This window comes from Photobacterium sp. 270122K (assembly GCF_059941365.1).
The window spans coordinates 204,999-223,301 of record NZ_JBPOEN010000009.1; the positions used below are offsets into that span (position 1 = coordinate 204,999).

23 protein-coding genes are annotated in these 18,303 nt (G+C 52.4%); 14 read left to right on the forward strand and 9 right to left on the reverse strand.

Annotation, left to right across the window (positions count from 1 at the left end):
* Positions 1–8 precede the first annotated feature (8 nt).
* Together astD and ACSF8W_RS17130 are read left to right on the forward strand one after the other, a co-directional pair.
* Entirely contained in the window at positions 9–1,475 is a 1,467-nt protein-coding gene (gene astD, locus ACSF8W_RS17125; protein ID WP_500848406.1) for a succinylglutamate-semialdehyde dehydrogenase, read from the forward strand.
* 68 nt (positions 1,476–1,543) lie between these two features.
* On the forward strand, positions 1,544–2,362 hold the full coding sequence (locus ACSF8W_RS17130; RefSeq protein ID WP_500848407.1) for a DUF1338 domain-containing protein: 819 nt from the start codon (positions 1,544–1,546) through the stop codon (positions 2,360–2,362).
* 58 nt (positions 2,363–2,420) lie between these two features.
* Here ACSF8W_RS17130 and ACSF8W_RS17135 read toward each other — a convergent pair whose 3' ends face one another.
* On the reverse strand, positions 2,421–2,609 hold the full coding sequence (locus ACSF8W_RS17135; protein ID WP_500848408.1) for a hypothetical protein: 189 nt from the start codon (positions 2,607–2,609) through the stop codon (positions 2,421–2,423).
* A 177-nt stretch (positions 2,610–2,786) separates the two neighbouring features.
* Entirely contained in the window at positions 2,787–3,419 is a 633-nt protein-coding gene (gene crp, locus ACSF8W_RS17140; RefSeq protein ID WP_036801200.1) for a cAMP-activated global transcriptional regulator CRP, read from the reverse strand.
* A 273-nt stretch (positions 3,420–3,692) separates the two neighbouring features.
* Between crp and ACSF8W_RS17145 the strand changes: the two genes are divergently transcribed.
* Positions 3,693–4,097 carry an OsmC family protein gene (locus ACSF8W_RS17145; RefSeq protein WP_500848409.1) on the forward strand — a complete coding sequence of 135 codons (405 nt, stop codon included), beginning with the start codon at positions 3,693–3,695 and terminating at the stop codon, positions 4,095–4,097.
* A 280-nt stretch (positions 4,098–4,377) separates the two neighbouring features.
* Here the strand turns inward: ACSF8W_RS17145 and ACSF8W_RS17150 are convergent, their stop codons facing one another.
* The 5 genes from ACSF8W_RS17150 to ACSF8W_RS17170 form a co-directional block, all read right to left on the reverse strand.
* A complete protein-coding gene (locus tag ACSF8W_RS17150) occupies positions 4,378–5,247 on the reverse strand; it encodes a phosphoribulokinase (protein WP_428476002.1) in 870 nt (289 codons plus the stop codon).
* A gap of 153 nt (positions 5,248–5,400) precedes the next feature.
* Positions 5,401–5,622: a YheU family protein gene (locus ACSF8W_RS17155; RefSeq protein WP_500848410.1), complete on the reverse strand. Its 222-nt coding sequence runs from the start codon at positions 5,620–5,622 to the stop codon at positions 5,401–5,403.
* A gap of 50 nt (positions 5,623–5,672) precedes the next feature.
* Positions 5,673–6,653, reverse strand: a complete 981-nt coding sequence (locus ACSF8W_RS17160) for a hydrolase (RefSeq protein ID WP_500848411.1) — start codon at positions 6,651–6,653, stop codon at positions 5,673–5,675.
* A gap of 108 nt (positions 6,654–6,761) precedes the next feature.
* On the reverse strand, positions 6,762–7,271 hold the full coding sequence (locus ACSF8W_RS17165; RefSeq protein WP_500848412.1) for a TIGR02444 family protein: 510 nt from the start codon (positions 7,269–7,271) through the stop codon (positions 6,762–6,764).
* A gap of 27 nt (positions 7,272–7,298) precedes the next feature.
* The gene (locus ACSF8W_RS17170; protein WP_500848413.1) at positions 7,299–9,227 is read right to left on the reverse strand and encodes an ABC transporter ATP-binding protein; all 1,929 of its coding nucleotides are present in this window, start codon (positions 9,225–9,227) and stop codon (positions 7,299–7,301) included.
* Positions 9,228–9,417: 190 nt separating this feature from the next.
* Between ACSF8W_RS17170 and kefG the strand changes: the two genes are divergently transcribed.
* The 4 genes from kefG to slyD all read left to right on the forward strand — a co-directional run bounded on the left by kefG (position 9,418) and on the right by slyD (position 12,709).
* Positions 9,418–9,987, forward strand: a complete 570-nt coding sequence (gene kefG / locus ACSF8W_RS17175; RefSeq protein WP_500848414.1) for a glutathione-regulated potassium-efflux system ancillary protein KefG — start codon at positions 9,418–9,420, stop codon at positions 9,985–9,987.
* Positions 9,977–11,791, forward strand: a complete 1,815-nt coding sequence (gene kefB, locus ACSF8W_RS17180; RefSeq protein WP_500848415.1) for a glutathione-regulated potassium-efflux system protein KefB — start codon at positions 9,977–9,979, stop codon at positions 11,789–11,791. Before kefG ends, kefB begins: the two co-directional genes overlap by 11 nt.
* A 39-nt stretch (positions 11,792–11,830) precedes the next feature.
* Entirely contained in the window at positions 11,831–12,043 is a 213-nt protein-coding gene (locus ACSF8W_RS17185; protein ID WP_500848416.1) for a YheV family putative zinc ribbon protein, read from the forward strand.
* Positions 12,044–12,145: 102 nt separating this feature from the next.
* Positions 12,146–12,709: a peptidylprolyl isomerase gene (gene slyD / locus ACSF8W_RS17190; protein WP_500848417.1), complete on the forward strand. Its 564-nt coding sequence runs from the start codon at positions 12,146–12,148 to the stop codon at positions 12,707–12,709.
* Positions 12,710–12,809: 100 nt separating this feature from the next.
* Here slyD and ACSF8W_RS17195 read toward each other — a convergent pair whose 3' ends face one another.
* On the reverse strand, positions 12,810–13,031 hold the full coding sequence (locus tag ACSF8W_RS17195) for a SlyX family protein (RefSeq protein ID WP_428476010.1): 222 nt from the start codon (positions 13,029–13,031) through the stop codon (positions 12,810–12,812).
* Positions 13,032–13,035: 4 nt separating this feature from the next.
* Entirely contained in the window at positions 13,036–14,013 is a 978-nt protein-coding gene (locus tag ACSF8W_RS17200; RefSeq protein ID WP_500848418.1) for a WD40 repeat domain-containing protein, read from the reverse strand.
* 196 nt (positions 14,014–14,209) lie between these two features.
* Between ACSF8W_RS17200 and fkpA the strand changes: the two genes are divergently transcribed.
* From fkpA to rpsG, 7 genes are all read left to right on the forward strand, one after another.
* Positions 14,210–15,025 (forward strand): FKBP-type peptidyl-prolyl cis-trans isomerase, encoded by an 816-nt coding sequence (gene fkpA / locus ACSF8W_RS17205; RefSeq protein ID WP_500848419.1) that lies wholly within the window; start codon positions 14,210–14,212, stop codon positions 15,023–15,025.
* A 295-nt stretch (positions 15,026–15,320) separates the two neighbouring features.
* The gene (locus ACSF8W_RS17210) at positions 15,321–16,043 is read left to right on the forward strand and encodes a helix-turn-helix transcriptional regulator (protein ID WP_428476013.1); all 723 of its coding nucleotides are present in this window, start codon (positions 15,321–15,323) and stop codon (positions 16,041–16,043) included.
* Positions 16,040–16,444 carry a sulfurtransferase complex subunit TusD gene (tusD, locus tag ACSF8W_RS17215; RefSeq protein ID WP_500848420.1) on the forward strand — a complete coding sequence of 135 codons (405 nt, stop codon included), beginning with the start codon at positions 16,040–16,042 and terminating at the stop codon, positions 16,442–16,444. The genes ACSF8W_RS17210 and tusD overlap by 4 nt, the downstream gene beginning before the upstream one ends.
* A 23-nt stretch (positions 16,445–16,467) precedes the next feature.
* Entirely contained in the window at positions 16,468–16,824 is a 357-nt protein-coding gene (tusC, locus tag ACSF8W_RS17220) for a sulfurtransferase complex subunit TusC (protein ID WP_500848421.1), read from the forward strand.
* Positions 16,825–16,831: 7 nt separating this feature from the next.
* Positions 16,832–17,125: a sulfurtransferase complex subunit TusB gene (gene tusB, locus ACSF8W_RS17225; protein ID WP_500848422.1), complete on the forward strand. Its 294-nt coding sequence runs from the start codon at positions 16,832–16,834 to the stop codon at positions 17,123–17,125.
* A 177-nt stretch (positions 17,126–17,302) separates the two neighbouring features.
* Positions 17,303–17,677: a 30S ribosomal protein S12 gene (gene rpsL / locus ACSF8W_RS17230; protein ID WP_005595139.1), complete on the forward strand. Its 375-nt coding sequence runs from the start codon at positions 17,303–17,305 to the stop codon at positions 17,675–17,677.
* Positions 17,678–17,772: 95 nt separating this feature from the next.
* The gene (gene rpsG / locus ACSF8W_RS17235; RefSeq protein WP_428447266.1) at positions 17,773–18,243 is read left to right on the forward strand and encodes a 30S ribosomal protein S7; all 471 of its coding nucleotides are present in this window, start codon (positions 17,773–17,775) and stop codon (positions 18,241–18,243) included.
* The last annotated feature ends 60 nt before the right edge of the window (positions 18,244–18,303 follow it).

Below are 18,303 nucleotides of genomic sequence, written 5' to 3' on the forward strand. Positions count from 1 at the left end.
GACATGTTATGACGCAATGGATAGCAGGACGTTGGCTCGCTGGCGAAGGCGATGCCATGGTATCGCTGAACCCGTTTACAGAGCAATCGGTCTGGCAAGGCCACGCGGCAACGCCTGCCCAAGTGGACGCGGCGGTGGCCAGTGCGCGCCATGCCTTGCTTGAATGGCGCCATACGGCATTGTCGGACAGGCAGGCCTGGGTAGAACGTTTTGCCGCCTTGGTCGAGGCCAACAAAGAGATCATTGCCACCGCTATTGCCGAGGAAACCGGTAAACCGTTGTGGGAAAGCCGCACAGAAGTGGCGGCCATGGTCGGCAAGATTGCAATTTCCTTGCGCGCCTATCACGAGCGTACCGGTGAAAAACAAAAAGCGATAGGCACGACACAGGCGGTGCTGCGTCATCGTCCCTTAGGGGTGATGGCGGTATTTGGCCCGTATAACTTCCCGGGGCACCTACCGAACGGCCACATTGTACCGGCGCTGTTAGCGGGCAATACCGTGGTGTTTAAACCGTCTGAACAGACCCCGAAAGTCGCCGAAATCACGATGACGCTGTGGCAGCAAGCGGGTTTGCCCGATGGGGTGATCAACCTCGTGCAAGGTGGACGGGCAACCGGAGAAGCGCTGGCGCACGCCTCCGGCATTGATGGGCTGTTATTTACCGGCAGTGCACACACGGGCCATCTGCTGCATCGCCAGTTTGCCGGTCAGCCAGAGAAAATGTTGGCACTGGAAATGGGGGGGAATAATCCCTTGGTTGTGTCGTCGCACTATGGCGACTTGGACGCCACTGTCTACACTATTATTCAGTCGGCATTTTTAAGTGCGGGTCAACGCTGTACCTGTGCACGCCGATTGTATGTGCCGCGTGGAGAGGAAGGGGATCAGCTGGTGGTGCGTTTAGTGACGTTAACGCAGCAGCTGCATGTCGATGGGCCTTTTGCGTCTCCGGCGCCATTTATGGGGCCACAAATATCCGTGGCCGCCGCCGAGCGTATCGTACAAGCCGAGGCCGACTTAGTGGCGTTAGGAGGGCAAAGTCTGCTCACCGCCACTCGTGGGCAAGGGGCGATCGTGACGCCCGCCATCATTGATGTGACGGCGATTGCGGCCTTGCCGGATGAAGAATATTTTGGCCCCTTGTTGCAGGTCGTGCGTTATGACACCTTGGCAGACGCCGTGACGCTGGCCAATGCCACCCGCTTTGGGTTATCCGCCGGATTGATCTCGACCGACGATCCGGAATGGGCGTACTTTCTCGATCATATCCGCGCCGGGATCGTAAACCGTAACCGACCGTTGACCGGTGCCAGTGGCGATGCACCCTTTGGTGGCCCGGGGGCATCGGGTAACTTACGCCCGAGTGCGTATTATGCTGCCGATTACTGTGCCTATCCCATGGCGTCGATGGAAGGGGCACAACCTGAGTTGCCCGCCCAGCCGATCCCTGGCATGGGGAGCCACCCTCAGTAGCGAGCGAGGCCGTTAACGTAACAGCGAAATAGACAGCGTGTGATATCACCTTGTGAGGAGGGGATGAGATGGAACGGGTAGTGCAATTATTTGATAACTTGTGGCAAGACTATGTGCAGCGTCTATGCCCGTCAGCGCAAGACATACATGATTTGCTGACGGAAGAAGAGCCTCTGCACAATGACCACATCGCGTTGCGGACGTTTAATTTACCCAAAGTCGGGTTAGACCGACTCGCCGCCCCCTTCATTGCGATCGGGTATAAGCCGATGGGGAGGTACCATTTTGAAGGGAAAAAGCTCTATGCTGAGCATTTTGAGCACCCTAACCCCCTTGCGCCTAAAGTGTTTATCAGTGAATTGATGGTGGGGCAGTTCAGCGCCTTGTTTCAAGAAACCGTGCGGGATTTGATTGATCAGGTGCCGGAGTCGGTGATGCGGGATCCGTCATTCCTGTTTGGTGGTCGCGCTTGGGGTCTGGATTACGCCACCTATGAGTTACTGTATGCGGAAAGCGAATATGCGGGCTGGTTGGCCGCGCACGGCTTTGGTGCGAACCATTTTACTGTCAGTATCAATCACCTTGAGCAATTTACCGAGGTGGCGGAAGTGAACCATCTGTTGCTACACAATGGGTTTTCCATTAATGCATCAGGCGGGGACGTGAAAGGATCCCCTGCGGTGATGTTGGAGCAATCGGCCACCTTGGCCGATCAGATCGACGTTGGCTTTACTGACGGGGTCTATACCATTCCCGGTGGCTTTTATGAATTTGCCAAACGCTATCCGACCGCAGAGGGAGAAGCCTTGTTTTCAGGCTTTGTGGAAGCGTCTGCCGATAAGATCTTCGAAAGCACCGATGCGCCTGTGACGGCCAGAGAGCCGTGATGACCAAAGGTCGATAGTCTCTCTCTACAGATAGTCACTCTCTACAGATAGTCACTCTCTACAGATGGCGACTGTCGAGGGGAGAGATCTCTAACCCGGGACGCACGGTGCCGTAACGGGGAAGTTCGTGTTGTTCCAAGAAGGATCGCCCATCACTAAAGCCGGTGAGTTCTACCGTTGTCGGCAGGGGGAAGGTGGTGCCCGCAGAGAGTGTGGTGTGATGCTGAGAGAAACGTTCAATGTCCATCGCGTGTATTTCCATCCATAGAAATCAGAGTGCGTTTATATGCATAATGTAGCATCAAGTGTGGACGTGGCAAACAAGGAAAAGAGTGAGCTTGCTAACAAATATGCCCTATAGCGATACGCAAAGTGAAAAAAAAGCCGCAATGAGCGGCTTTTTTTATTGGTGTGACTTGTACGTTTAGCGCGTACCGTACACCACGATCGTTTTACCGTGAGCAGAAATCAGGTTTTGCTCTTCCAGCATCTTCAAGATACGGCCAACGGTTTCACGAGAACAACCAACGATCTGACCAATCTCCTGACGGGTGATCTTGATTTGCATGCCGTCTGGGTGCGTCATTGCATCTGGCTGTTTAGCCAAGTTCAGCAATGTCTGCGCGATGCGGCCGGTTACGTCCAAGAACGCAAGGTCGCCCACTTTCTGGCTTGTCACCTGTAAGCGACTTGCCATCTGTGCAGATAGGCGCATCAAGATGTCTGGATTGACTTGGATCAGCTGACGGAATTTCTTGAATGAAATCTCAGCCACTTCACAAGGGGTCTTTGCACGTACCCATGCGGTACGCTCTTGGCCTTCTTCAAACAGACCTAGCTCACCAATGAAGTCACCTTGGTTTAGGTAAGACAGGATCATTTCCTTGCCTTCTTCATCCTTGATGAGAACAGCAACAGAACCTTTAACGATGTAATAGAGCGTTTCAGCTTTTTCACCCGCATGAATCAACGTGCTTTTTGACGGGTACTTATGAATGTGGCAATGGGAAAGAAACCACTCTAAAGTTGGATCTGTTTGAGGTTTACCTGGAACCATATTACTAACTTCCTCTGCGTTTGTTGCCCAACAACGACGTCCCTATACGTTTGAGGCCGGGCCTAACAATAATGTAGTTCGCCGTTTAGGATATTCAGTCAACGGCAAGGCTGCAAGCTGACCTGAATAATTAGTTCAGAGTTTATCTTTTTTCGGCACGCTTTTCTTGATATTGATCTATCGGGCGCGGCCATTTTATACCCATAAGTGTGCACATGATCACACGGTTGTTAGATAGTGCCCAAATCCCTCAAAAGTAGTAAGGAGAATGCAATGCAATCACGCGTTAAATGGGTAGAAGGGATGACCTTCTTAGGCCAGTCAAATTCAGGTCATAGTGTGGTGATGGACGGCAAGGGTGGCGAAAAAGCACCCAGTCCGATGGAGCTGGTTTTAATGGCAGCAGGGGGATGCAGTTCGGTGGATGTCGTGGACGGATTGACGTCAGCCGGTCAGCCGATCACCGCGTGTGAAGCACAAATCAAAGCAGTGCGTCGTGAGCAAGCGCCACGTTTGTTTACTTCGGCCAATCTGCATTTTGTGGTGACAGGCAAAGGCCTCGATGAAGCGCTGGTGGCCAAAACCGTGGCGGATTCGTTAGAGAAATACTGCTCAGTGTGTTTGATGCTGGGTGAAGGCGTCGAGATGACCCACTCGTACGAGATTATTGAAGGGTAAGACAGAAAGAAGGGACGAGGGGCGAGTAAGTGCGAAAAAGCAAAGGCGGTCGAGAGCGGTCCTTGGGCCCTAAGGCCCTATGGTAAGAGCGAGAACTGAAGTATTTGAATCTTGAATGAGAAGCGGTATTTTGACCACAGAACCACAGAACCACAGAACCACAGAACCACAGAACCACAGAACCACAGTCGCTTTTACTCGTCACTCGCTACTCGAAAACTCGTCCCTATCCCTATAAACGCGCAAACTTGTTCCTCATCCCTGCTTTTCCTTGCCCTTGTCAGCCAATCTTCCCCGTATCAATCAACTGTTGGATCAAGGGGCGCATGATCAGCTCCATCGCAAAACTCATTTTACCGCCGGGCACGACTAAGGTGTTATGGCGTGACATGAAGGAGCCTTGGATCATTGACAGTAAATAGGGGAAATCGACCTTCTTGATCCCACGAAAACGGATCACGACAAAACTCTCATCCAAACTTGGAATGGCTTTTGCGCTCAAAGGGTTAGAGGTATCTACCGTCGGCACGCGCTGAAAGTTAATGTGGGTGCGGGAAAACTGGGGGGTGATGTAATTGAGGTAATCATCCATCGAGCGGACAATCGATTCCATCACCGCTTCACGCGAATGGCCCCGATCGCGGGTATCGCGCACGATCTTCTGGATCCACTCCAAGTTCACGATCGGCACCATGCCAATCAATAAGTCGACATGCTGCGCCGCATTGGTGTCACCGTCGACCACACCGCCATGCAACCCTTCGTAAAACAACACATCGGTATTTTCCGGCAATGATTGCCAAGGGGTAAACGTGCCGGGCATCAGGTTATAAGGCACGGCTTCATCAAAGGTATGCAGATAACGGCGGTATTGGCCGCTGCCATCCAGACCGTATTGGCGGAAAAAATCAGCCAGTAGCGGGAAGTCATTGGCTTGCGGGCCAAAGTAGCTGATATGGCGACCTTGCTCTTTGGCTTTGCGGATCTCGACATCCATCTCGGGGCGAGTGAAGCGGTGAAAGCTGTCCCCCTCCAGCCAAGCGGCATTGATGTTCATCATATTGAACATTTTACGAAACGCTTCGGAGGTGGTGGAGGTGCCGGCCCCCGACGATCCCGTGACGGCTATGATCGGATGTTTTGCTGACATGACAAACCCTGTCGTTAACATTAACGGAAAGAGTTATTAACAGTCTGGCAGGATAATAGCAAGTTGGATTGTCAAAAATGCTGGTGGGCTAACCGAACCAGCATCCTTGAGGCAGGTATCACGATCTTGCATAGCGATGCGACGGCGATGGGATCAGGCGCGCCCTAAGTCGCGGCGCAGTTTGATATCGACCGTTTCGTGCAATTCCGAAAAGAAAATGACCGCGTCGCCACTTTCGAGTTGCTGACGGACATGCTGTACTTTGCTGGCCATGCTGAGCTCTTGTTCACCGTAGTCAGTGCCTTCGCGCAGCACAAAATGCTCAATCAGGTTAGTCAGGGTCTCGGGGTCAATGTCTTGCCAAGGAATAATCATGGGGGGGTCATCATGGTTGAACAGAATCCCCTATTATATTGGCAATATTGTCACTTGTAGAGGGCTTGCAGTTGCTGCAGGAACCACGCGGGTACCGTGTGCTCCAACCAAAAGACCGGCTGACGCCAGTGGCCGGTGACAAACCCGACGTGTCCGCCGTGATCTGACAGGTGGTAATCAATGTGCGACGGCAGCGACTGTTGCGGGATCACGGCCTCGGTCATGAACGGGTCGTCTTTGGCATGAATGATCCGCAGTGGGGTGGTAATGCGCTCGAGTTTGGCTAAGCCGCTGCATCGCTGGTAATAGTCCTCGGCATTAGCAAATCCGTGCAAAGGCGCCGTGATGTGCTCATCAAACTGCCATAAGGTACGAATACGTTGCGCGGCGTGGGTATCGAGCGGCATGGCCAGCGGGTGCGCCTGAATTTTCTGGTCGAGATTGCCTTTCATCGAGCTCAGCAGGTAACGTTGATATACCTGAGAAAAGCCTTGTTGGATGCGGCTTGAGCAAGCTGCCAAATCGAGTGGCGGTGAGATCACTTGTGCTGCCAATAGTCCGGAGTCTTGCTGGGTTTCTGCCAGATAGTTAACCAGCATGTTGCCTCCCAGTGACACGCCTACGGCCATAAAGGGTTGCGTTGGCAGGTGTTGACGCAGCCATTGTAAAAAGAAACGCGCATCGCCTGTTTCCCCCGAATGGTAGCTGCGGGGAAGACGATTGATTTCACCGCTGCACCCACGAAAATGCATCATTACCCCGAGCCAGCCTTGCGCCTTTGTCGCATGCAGCAGGCCGTTGGCATAGGGGCTGTTAAAACTGCCTTCTAGGCCGTGGAACAGGATCATCACGGGTTGGTCAGGGGCGCATTGTTCAGGCGGGGCGGTCCAAGCTAAATCGAGGAAATCGCCATCGGGGGTATCAATGCGTTGGGTGATCGGTTCAAACAGGGGCTGGCGGCGAAGAAAGCGCGGCAGCAAGGTTTGCAGATGGGCATTGCGTAAGCCGTGCGCCGGGGTGAACGGTTGCATGATGACTCCTGATAAACACACCTTTTCGGGCGTATAAGACCGTAAAGGAAGAAAAGTGCAGAAAGCATAACGCCGGGATTGGGATATCGTCCAGTGAAAGGGCGCGGGCTAGTCAGTGGTGTGACCTTGTAATTGTCGGTACAGGGCGGTGGGGGCATGGCAATGCTGGCAATAGGCGAAAAGATTGCAAGGGGCAAGGACAAGCGAAGTGGTGGTGTGTGGAATGCTTGAGTGCAGAATGTCGGAGTTTGAGACGCTGAGTGGCAATAAGGCGTGGCACTGTTGCACGATATCGGCTTGCTGCTGGCGTTCCTGCTGCAATTCTTCCGCGAGCAGAGCTTGATAGGCGGCCGTCGAGAGGTGGGCTTTTTGTGCACGGCGTTGGGCGCGAAACTGTTGCAGAGGTCGATCGCTGCGCGTGAGAGTGGTCAGCAGTGTTGTTAGTCCTTCGGGAGGAAGGGCAAGTGACTGTGTATCGAGCCAATGCAGCAACAGGGCAAGGTTAACGTTGCCCTGATACTGGTCTTGGAAGCGTAAACAGGCGGCTTCAACCCCCGCTTGACGGTAGTGGTGCAATGAAAATTGCCAAAAATCCGCTGCCGTCAACGTTGGGGTCATGAGGTATTACCTTGTTATAGAATAGCGTTACGCATTCGGGGCCAAGAATTCAGCTTCCAGCGCTTCCAGCTGCTCTTGCAGATCCATCCATTCCATCTCGACATCTTCCAACGCCGATTTGGCTTCGGCCTGACGCTTGAGTTGTTCGTTCAGGCGCGCTTTGTTGTCGGCTTCGTAGATAGTGACATCAGCAAGGTGCGTTTCGGCATCCGCCAGTGTCGCACTCAACGTTTCCATCTGCTTATCCAGCTTCTCGATCTGCTTACGCATTGGGGCGGTCTGCTTACGGAATTCCGCTTCCAGGCGCTTTTGCTCTTTACGTGATGCGGCGCTGTTGTCTTTGACCGTTTCCGGTTTGCTGGCTTGTAGTTCGCGACGTTCGTTACGTTGCTGTTCGGTCAGCCACTTGTGATAGTCCTGCAAATCACCATCAAATGGTTCAACTTTGCGGTCATGCACCAAGTACAGATCATCGGTGGTAGCTCGCAATAAGTAACGGTCGTGGCTGACAATGACCATCGCCCCTTCATACGACTGCAAAGCGAAGGTCAGCGCTTGGCGCATGTCCAAGTCCAAGTGGTTGGTCGGTTCATCGAGCAACAGCAAGTTCGGGCGCTGCCACACGATCAATGCCAAGACCAAACGGGCTTTTTCGCCGCCCGAGAACGGACCGACTTTTTCTAATGCCTTGTCACCCAAGAAGCCGAAGCTGCCCAAGTAATCACGCAGTTGCTGTTCGGTGGCATCCGGTGCGATACGGGCCAGATGTTGTACCGGGGTGTCGTCGAGGTACAAGGTCTCTAGCTGATGCTGGGCAAAGTAGCCGATTTTCACGCCTTGCGAGTACGCCATGTCACCGGCTTTTGCCGGTAACTCGTTGGCCAGCATTTTGATCAGGGTTGATTTACCCGCGCCGTTACGGCCCAGTAACCCGATGCGGCTGCCCGGCACCAGATTCAAACGGATTTTTTCCAGGATCAGTTTATCGTCATAGCCGGCGGCCACTTGATCCATCATCAAAATCGGATTGGGCAAGGCGGAAGGATCGCGAAATTCAAAGCTGAACGGGTTATCGAACTGCGCAGGCAGCACTTTTTCCATGCGTTCTAAGGCTTTGATGCGGCTTTGTGCTTGACGGGCTTTACTTGCTTTGTAGCGGAAGCGGTCGATGTACGACTGCATGTGCGCCATTTGCTTTTGTTGCTTCTGGTATGAGGCCTGTTGCAGCAATAGCTTCTCAGCACGCTGATTCTCAAACGAGGAATAGTTACCGGTGTAACTGTTCATGGTCTGGTTTTCAACATGGATGATACGGTTGACCACCGGATCCAAGAAATCACGGTCATGGGAGATCAGTACCAGCGTGCCTCGGTAGTTCTGCAGCCATTTTTCCAGCCACATTACGGCATCCAAATCCAAGTGGTTGGTCGGTTCATCGAGTAGCAGCAAGTCGGAACGGCATAGCAGGGCCTGTGCCAGGTTCAGACGCATACGCCAGCCCCCTGAGAACTGGGTCAGGTTCCATTGCATTTGTTCTTGTGAGAAACCCAGACCGTCTAACAGTTCGGCGGCGCGGGCACGGATGCTGTAACCGCCAATGGCTTCCAGTTTACCGTGCAGCTCTGCCACCAAGGTACCGTTATCTGCGTGCTCGGCCGCCAGCAGATCGCGCTCCAATTGGCGGTATTCGCGGTCGCCGTCAATCACGTATTCTAACGCGGCACGCTCAAGGGCAGGGGTTTCCTGTGCCACCCATGCCAGTTCCCAGTTTGCAGGGTATTGGCAGTTACCGGCATCAACGCTCAGTTCATGCTTGAGTAGGGCAAACAAGGTGGATTTGCCGCAGCCATTTTTACCGACCAAGCCGACTTTGTCGCCCGGGTGGATCGTCGCTGTAGCGTGGTCGAGCAGTACCTTGCCACCACGTAGAAGTTGGATATCCGAAAAAGTGATCATGACCTGTGACGGGAAGCCCCGCTCCGCAAAAACTAAATGCCAGAATGAGAGCGGAGTCTACCCGAAAGCGACGGGGACTGCTAATCCGGACAGGATGAATTGAGGGGCGTGCGGTACCTATTTCTCGGCAATTATGTATGATGTGTATATCTGCATTACGGTCATGCTATGACCGAACACAAGGAGTGTTATGCCTTTTCATGGACCCCCGCGCGTGTTGGTGATTTACGCGCACCCCGATCCACAGATGTCGATTGCCAACCGTGACATGCTTGAGGCAACCGCAGGTCTCACGCATGTGACGGTGCATGATCTCTATGCGTCATACCCCGATTTTTTCATTGATGTGGCGGCCGAGCGTGCTCGCCTTGATCAACATGATGTGATTGTCTTTCAGCACCCACTCTATATGTACTCCTGTCCCGCGTTGCTCAAAGAGTGGATGGATGTGGTACTCAGTAAAGGCTTTGCCCACGGAGAAGGCCAGCAAACCCGAGGTAAATACTGGTGTAGCGTGGTGACCACAGGCGGGGCGGCGGAAGCCTACACGCCGGACGGTTATAACCGCTGTACGATTGCCGATATTTTACGTCCGTTTGAACTGTGTGCGGCGCTGTGCCAAATGACCTGGCTTCCCCCGGTCGTATTGCACTGGGCGCGTCGGATCCCACTGGAAGAACGGCGTCACCATGTGGCCCGTTATCGCCAATGGCTGTCTGATCCGCTGGCGGTGACGCAGGAGGTGCGCAATGGCGAATGATATTTTGTCGGTTAGCGTGGTGTTTTTGGCCGCCGCTGTCGTCGCGGTACCCATTGCACAGCGGTTGGGGTTGGGCTCCGTCTTGGGCTATTTGTTGGCGGGGATCGCCATTGGCCCGTGGGGGTTGCGCTTAATTGATGATGTTGACGCCATTTTGCACTTTGCCGAGTTCGGGGTGGTGTTGCTGTTGTTTTTGATCGGCCTAGAGCTGAACCCGAAAAAATTGTGGCAAATGCGCAAGCCTATTCTCGGGTTGGGCGGCGGTCAGGTGGTGATCACCAGCGTGGTGATTGCGGGTGTGGTCATGGCCTGTCAGGCCTTTTTCCCGTCGATTACCTGGCGTGATGCCGTGGTGGTCGGGATGGGCTTGGCACTGTCGTCGACCGCCATTGCGTTGAAAGTCATTGAAGAGCAGGGGCTGGATGGCAGTGAAACCGGTCAAGCGGGGTTTGCGGTGCTGTTATTTCAAGACATTGCCGTGATCCCCATGCTCGCGATTCTGCCAGTGCTGGCTGGGGGTGGGGGCGGCAGTTGGCTTGATTTGCTCTGGATGATTGGTGGCATTACCGCGTTGCTGGTGGGCGGCCATTTTCTGTTGCGCCCCCTGTTTCGCTGGGTAGTACTCAGCGGCGTGCGCGAGTTGTTTAATGTCGCGGCCTTGTTATTGGTGGTCGGTATCGCGTTGGGGATGCAGTCGCTGGGGCTGTCGATGGCATTGGGGACGTTTTTGGCAGGGGTGTTACTAGCCGAAAGTGAATACCGTCATGAGTTAGAGATTGCCATTGAACCGTTCAAGGGGCTATTGCTCGGTTTGTTCTTTATTTCTGTCGGCATGGCGGTAAATCTTGGGTTGCTGGTGGCGTATCCATTACAAATTTTGCTGGCCGTCACGGCGCTGATTGTGGTGAAAGGGCTGTTGTTGTATGGCTTAGCACGGGCATTTGGTATTCGGGCCAAATCCCGCAGTCAGATGGCCGCGATCCTGAGTCAAGGCGGGGAGTTTGCTTTTGTATTGTTCACCGCGGCAATGGGCGAGGGCTTGTTGGGCGCGTCGTTATCCGCCTTCTTGTTGGTGGTGGTGAGTGTGTCGATGATGACCACCCCGCTGATCCTGCTGTTGCAAGAAAAATGGTTCCGCCATTCGTTTGAAGCCGAAGACGAAGAGATCTTAGAGCCGGATGTGGAAGATCGCGCGCCACGGGTGATCATTACCGGCTTCGGCCGATTTGGCCAAGTGGTCGGGCGATTGTTGTTTGCCAATAAGATCCGCGTGACCGTGCTGGAGCGCGATCCCAGCCAAATTCAGTTTCTGCGCAAGTTTGGCTACAAGGTGTATTACGGTGATGCCACGCACGTGGAGTTACTCCGTGCTGCCGGTGCTGACAAAGCGGAGGCCATCATCATTTGCACGGATTCGCCCGATGAGGTGATGGAAGTGGTGGCGTTGTGCCAACAGCATTTTCCGCATCTGAAGGTACTGGCCCGTGCGCGCAGTCGGGTGGAAGCGCACCAGTTGCTCAGTCATGGTGTGGAGTGCTTTTCCCGCGAAACTTTTGCCGGCGCCCTTGATCTTGGTCGTCAGGCCCTCATATCTTTGGGTATGCACCCCTATCAAGCCAAACGCGCGGAAGCACATTTTCGCAAACTTGATACCACGGCGCTGCGTGAGTTGCTGCCACAGCATTCCGAAGATGTCCATTTGGCCTCTCGGGCACGGGAAGCGCGTAAAGAGTTAGAAGACATTTTCGATCGTGAAATGCGCGGCGAGCGAGATCGGCATGCCGGGTGGGATGAACGTGAGTAAGGTCATTGCCTGACGCGGTATCATGGCAAGGAGCAAAAGATGGCGAAGAAACGATTTATAGCCGGGGCGGTATGCCCGTCTTGTCAGCAGCAGGACACATTGCGCTGGTGGCAGGAGCATGATGTAGAACATGTAGAATGTGTGGCGTGCGCCCATACGGATGTGCGGGCACCGCAGTCGGTGGAAGACAGTACACAGCTGTCAGTACAAACGAAACAACAGGTTATTGGTATCTTCAAGCCGCAAGAGTGAATCGGTTTGGGGGGACGAAAGAGAATATTGGCATCCCAGTGCCATTATCCGGTATCATGCGGGCGAAATTCCTTTGATACCCAGTTCAATATTGGAGTAAACATGAAAGTCGCTAAAGACATCGTAGTAAGCTTGGCTTACCAAGTTAAGACTGAAGATGGCGTTGTTGTCGATCAAGCAACGGTTGATGCACCCCTTGATTACCTACACGGTCATAACAACCTGATCGTAGGTTTGGAAACGGCGCTTGAAGGCCGTGAAGCAGGCGAAAAGTTTGAAGTGACTGTTGCTCCTGAAGATGCGTACGGCGAGCACATGGACGAAATGGTTCAGCGTGTACCGGCGAATGTATTCCAAGGCGTTGATGAGATCACTGTAGGTATGCGCTTCCTAGCGGATACTGACCAAGGTCCAATCCCTGTAGAAGTAACAGAAGTCGACGGCGACCACGTTGTGGTTGACGGCAACCACATGCTAGCTGGCCAGACGCTAACGTTTATTGCTGAAATCGTTGCACTGCGTGACGCGACAGCAGAAGAAATCGAACACGGCCACATCCACCAAGAGGGTGGTTGTTGTGGTGGCGGTGGTTGTGGCGATCACGACCACGGCGACGAAGACGGCTGCTGCGGTGGCGACGAGAAAGGCGGCTGCTGCAGCCACTAATACCTTCTCGGTCTTAGACGTATAAAAAAAGGAAGCCTCGGCTTCCTTTTTTACGTTCTGAGGCGTTGATTTTGTTCAAACCTCAAACCTCAAACCTCGATCAGTAATGTGGCGGTGGGGTTTCTTCCGACTCCGATGCCATGTTCGATGGCTCCATGCCCTTCACTTTACCGACCATGAATTTCATTTGGGTCTGGATTTTATCAACCGTGAACTGTTGCGCCGTCAGGGCTTGGTTGAGCTCTTCAATGGTTTGTTCCTGAAAAGCCTGTTTCATTTCAAGCTCGTCAATACGAGCCTGCAGTTGTTCGATTTCTGTCATTGCGTTATTCCGTCGTCCACTGTTGGGCGATACCTGCTGATGTGCCTGAAGTCACCCGTCCCTCAGGGGTAATAGCGACATCATACACCACCGCGGCTGGCGGTCGAGTGTCTTGTTGGGGGGCGACTTCCCAGCGACCGAGGTTGTCTCCGCTGGTGGTATCCCATAATTCGACCCGCCGGGCAGGCGTGCCCGTTGCTAGGTATTGGCCATCATCTGAAAAACGGGCACTGGACAGGGTTTGTTGTCGAGCGCGTATGGCCAAAGTACTGCGTTTCTCACCGGTGGTGAGATCCCAAATATACGCGCCTTTGTGGCCATCCGCCGTCATCGCTAGCTTGCCATCGCGCTGCAGGGCAACGCGGCGAACCCGGCTGTCATGCGCAAAACGGTAGAGAATTTGCCCGTCACGGGTATCCCACAGGTAGGCAAAATGGTCGTTACCACCGGATAAGGCATAGCGTCCGTTGGGAGAAAGTGCCACGGTATTGACTTTTTCTTGGTGGGCAAGGAACTCTAGCCGTCTTCCGCTGCCCAAGTCGACATACAGTGCCTTACCGTTGGATAACGCCAACAGTACATGTTGGCCATTATTGCCGATGGCGGCGTCGAGGATCTGTCCGTCAGAAATAGACCACAGGCCTTCCGATTGGCCCCAAGCCAGATCCCAGACCGCAAAATTTTCCGCGGTGGCTGTGATCGCGTAGCGGTTGTTGTCTGAAATCTGGCTGGTTAACACGGTATTGTGATATGGATCTTGAGAACCAAACTCCGCTAACTTTTTGTTTTGCTGTAAGTCCCACAGCACGATACCTTGTTGGGCTGAGTGATACAGCGCGAAACGACCGTCTCGGCTGATACTGAAACTGGTGGTGCCTTCTGAAGCCAGCGTCCAACGGTGTTGTTCGCCTCCGGAGAAAAAACAGCCGGTGAGCGTGAGGAGTGCCACAATCAGTATGGCCGTCTTGCATTGTTTTCGCATTAAGGTTGGGTTCCGCTGGACTCTGCTATGAAAAATTGTCTATAACCTTATTAATTCACTGATTTGCAGTTAATTAATAAGGTGATTACTCAGGGTGATTGCCCTAGTATATTTATCTAAAGTGCTTTTCATACTGAAGACGGAAAGCCGATATAAAAATTGAGGCATTCCCTCAGTAAAAATGATGGAGAAATACATGAAACCTGTTCTTAAGATGTCTGTGTTGGCTGCAACCATTCTACTGGCTGTTGGCTGCCAAGATGAAAAAGCGGCAGAAACAAAACCAGCTGAACCTGCAAAGGTAGAGCAGGTTGCGGCGCAAGCGCCGGCAGCAGAAGCGGCAACGTTCGCGTCTGAAGACGACAAAGCGGCTTACGCGATTGGTGCGTCTCTAGCACAATACTTGTCAGCGAACCTTGATCAGCAGAAAGAGCTAGGTTTGGATCTGAGCCGCGAGCAAGTGGTGGCGGGTGTGAGTGATGTGTTTGCCGGTAAGAGCCGCCTAACAGCGGAAGAAACACAGCAAACGCTACAAGCATTGGATCTACGTGTGGCGGAAATCGTGAAGAAGAAAGCAGACGCAGAAGCACAAAAGAACGTGAAAGCGGGTGATGACTACCGTGCTGAGTTCGCGAAGAAAGACGGCGTCGTGAAGACCGATTCTGGTCTGCTTTACCACATCGATACCGAAGGTAAAGGCGAGAAGCCAGCGGCGACTGACACCGTACAAGTGCACTACAAAGGCACACTGACTGACGGCACCGAGTTCGATAGCTCTTACAAGCGTAACCAGCCAGCGACGTTCCCACTGAACCAAGTGATCCCTGGTTGGACGGAAGGCGTTCAGCTAATGCCGGTGGGCTCTAAGTTCACGTTTGTTATCCCGCCTGAGTTGGCGTACGGCGCACAAGCGAACCCAAGCATTCCTGCAAACTCCACCTTGGTGTTTGAAGTTGAGCTTCTTGATATCGTGAAAGCGGACAAGCCAGCAACAGACGCTGCAACACAGTAATTATGCCATTAAGGGCGCCTCTGCCTGCAGAGTGTTGCCCGCATAGACTGTGTGAGAGTAAACAGAACCCAGCCTGAGGCTGGGTTTTTTTATACCTTGAGTTGAAGATGATGGAAGAAACCTGCTGGCTCCTTTCATAAATCTGATAAACTTGCTAGCAAGATTTTAATTTTTATCACTCGCGGTAGGTTTTTTACGCTGAGCGAGGCATAGCCCATTCTATTTATGGTCCCGTGGCACCGAAATCGGGGCGTAGAGACGTAAACACAATGGGCATTAGCAAGGAAGAAGACTAGTGGTATCTACAGATAATTATGGTTCTGATCTGATGGTAGAAAACGATCTGATCGAGCCGCGTAAATTCACCGAGCACGATTACATCATTCTGCGTTCGTATGAAGCCGTGGTAGACGGATTGGCCGCGCTGATTGGCCCATTTTGTGAAATCGTATTGCATTCATTGGCTGATCTGAATACGTCGGCGATCAAAATTGCCAATGGGGAAAATACGGGCCGTAAAGTCGGCTCACCGATCACGGATCTGGCCTTGCGTATGCTGCGCGATATTGAAGGCTCGGAGCGCAATTTCTCCCGCGCGTATTTTACCCGTGCGAAAGGCGGCGATTTGATGAAGTCCATCACCATTGCTATCCGCAATGGTGAGAACAATATCGTGGGTCTGTTGTGCATTAACGTCAACTTGGATGCACCGTTTTCGCAAATTCTGCAATCGTTCATGCCAACCGACGAAGCCAAACACGCAGCGTCATCGGTGAACTTTGCCAGCGATGTGGATGAGTTGGTCGATCAAACGGTTGAACGCACGATTGAAGAAATCAACGCCGATAAGAATGTGTCGAACAACGCCAAGAACCGCCAAATCGTGATGGAGCTGTATGACAAGGGGATCTTCGACATCAAAGATGCCATTAACCGTGTGGCCGATCGTCTGAATATTTCCAAGCACACGGTCTACCTCTACATCCGTCAGCGTAAGACTGAGGATGGCGAAAAGTGATCCAGAACGATGCCCTGAATTATGCGTTAGTGATTGAAGGGCCGGCCTACGGTACGCAGTCCGCGCGTTCGGCCTATCAGTTTGCGTTGGCCGTGTTAGAAGAAGGGCACTCGTTGTCGCGTATCTTTTTCTATCAAGAGGGCGTGCATAATGGGTCAGCCTTAACGGCACCGGCGTCGGATGAGTTTGATTTGGTGGCGGCGTGGCAACAATTGGCCCACGACCATCAGGTGGAATTACACACTTGCGTCGCGGCGGCGTTGCGTCGTGGCATTGTCAGTGCGCAAGAGGCTGAGCAAAATCAGCTGCCCGCCAGTAATCTCGCGGCGGGATTTGAACAAGCCGGTCTGGGGGGGCTCGCCGAAGCCTTGCTGACCGCGGATCGCGTGATTCAGTTTTAACGAAGGCGAACATGCAGACGAACATGAAGAGAATTGGGTTTGTTTTTGGCAGTGCGCCACATGGTCGCACATCCGGCCGCGAAGGATTGGATGCGGTGTTAGCGACATCGGCGTATACCGATGAGATCGCCGTGTTCTTTCACGGTGATGGGGTATTACAGCTATTAAAAGGCCAACAGCCAGACGCGATTTTATCACGTGACTACAGTGCGACCTTTAAGATGCTGGATCTTTACGACATTGAAACGATTTATGTGTGTCGTGCGTCATTAGAGGCGCGGGGGCTGACAGAGGCCGCGTTATTGATTGATGTGACGGTGTGTGAGCGCGAAGATTTTGCGCAGCATTTACATACTTGTCACCGATTATTGAGCTTTTGAGGTGCCGATGCTGCATATTCTGACGCGTTCCCCGTTTCATTCTTCTGCCTTGGCACAATGTGTTTCGCTGGTAGCGGAAAATGATGCGGTATTGTTGATCCAAGACGCCGTTTTGGCCTCTTTGAGCCAAAATGAAGCATTAACTGCGCTCTCTGCGCGTGGTGTGAAAATTTATTTGCTGGCCCCCGATCTGGTCGCCCGTGGTTTAAGTACCACACCAGAGGGTGATCTTCAGTGTGTTGATTATAAAGGTTTTGTTTCCTTGACGGCAGCGCATGAAACGCAATTGAAATGGGATTAAGACGGTTTAATTTGCCGGAAAAACCCCACAATTGGCGGTTGTCTAAGAAATAATCGTTTGAATGATCGCTGGTTATATCTTGACACCTTTGAGTGCGATGCATAAAATTTCGCGTCCTCCTGTTGTTGGGAGGCGGATTTTTCACCTTTACGAAAGTAATATTTCAGGAGCTATTTAATGGCAACTATTAACCAGTTGGTACGTAAGCCACGTGCTAAGCAAGTTGTAAAAAGCAACGTGCCTGCACTAGAAGCGTGCCCACAGAAGCGTGGTGTATGTACTCGTGTATATACTACTACACCTAAGAAACCTAACTCAGCACTACGTAAAGTGTGCCGTGTTCGTCTAACTAACGGTTTCGAAGTAACTTCTTACATCGGCGGTGAAGGTCACAACCTTCAGGAGCACTCAGTTGTTCTTATCCGTGGCGGTCGTGTTAAAGACCTTCCAGGTGTTCGTTACCACACAGTTCGTGGTGCACTTGACTGTGCAGGCGTAAACGACCGTAAACAAGCTCGTTCTAAGTACGGTGTGAAGCGTCCTAAGTCTTAATGGATTCCGTTAAGTAAGGCCAAACACTAAAATTATTTAATTTTGAAGAAACTGAAAAGTTTTGGATAACCTGAAGAAGACAACGGAGAAATTCCATGCCACGTCGTCGCGTAATCGGCCAGCGTAAGATCCTTCCAGATCCTAAGTTCAAATCTGAGCTGCTGGCAAAATTCGTTAACATCCTAATGGTTGACGGTAAAAAATCTACTGCAGAAAAAATTGTTTACTCTGCACTAGCAACTATGGCTGAGCGTTCTGGTGAAGAACACCTAGCTGTATTTGAAAAAGCTCTTGAAAATGTACGTCCAGCGGTAGAAGTTAAATCTCGCCGTGTGGGTGGTTCAACTTACCAGGTGCCTGTAGAAGTACGTCCAGTACGTCGTAATGCACTAGCTATGCGTTGGTTGGTTGAAGCTGCGCGTAAGCGTGGTGAAAAATCTATGGCTCAGCGTCTTGCAGCAGAAATGCTAGATGCGGCTGACAACAAAGGTTCTGCTGTTAAGAAACGTGAAGACGTTCACCGTATGGCAGATGCGAACAAAGCGTTCGCACATTACCGCTGGTAATCTAGCCGGTAATACCACTTGGGCACAGCCGGTTTTGCCGGCTGTGCCTAAACCATACTC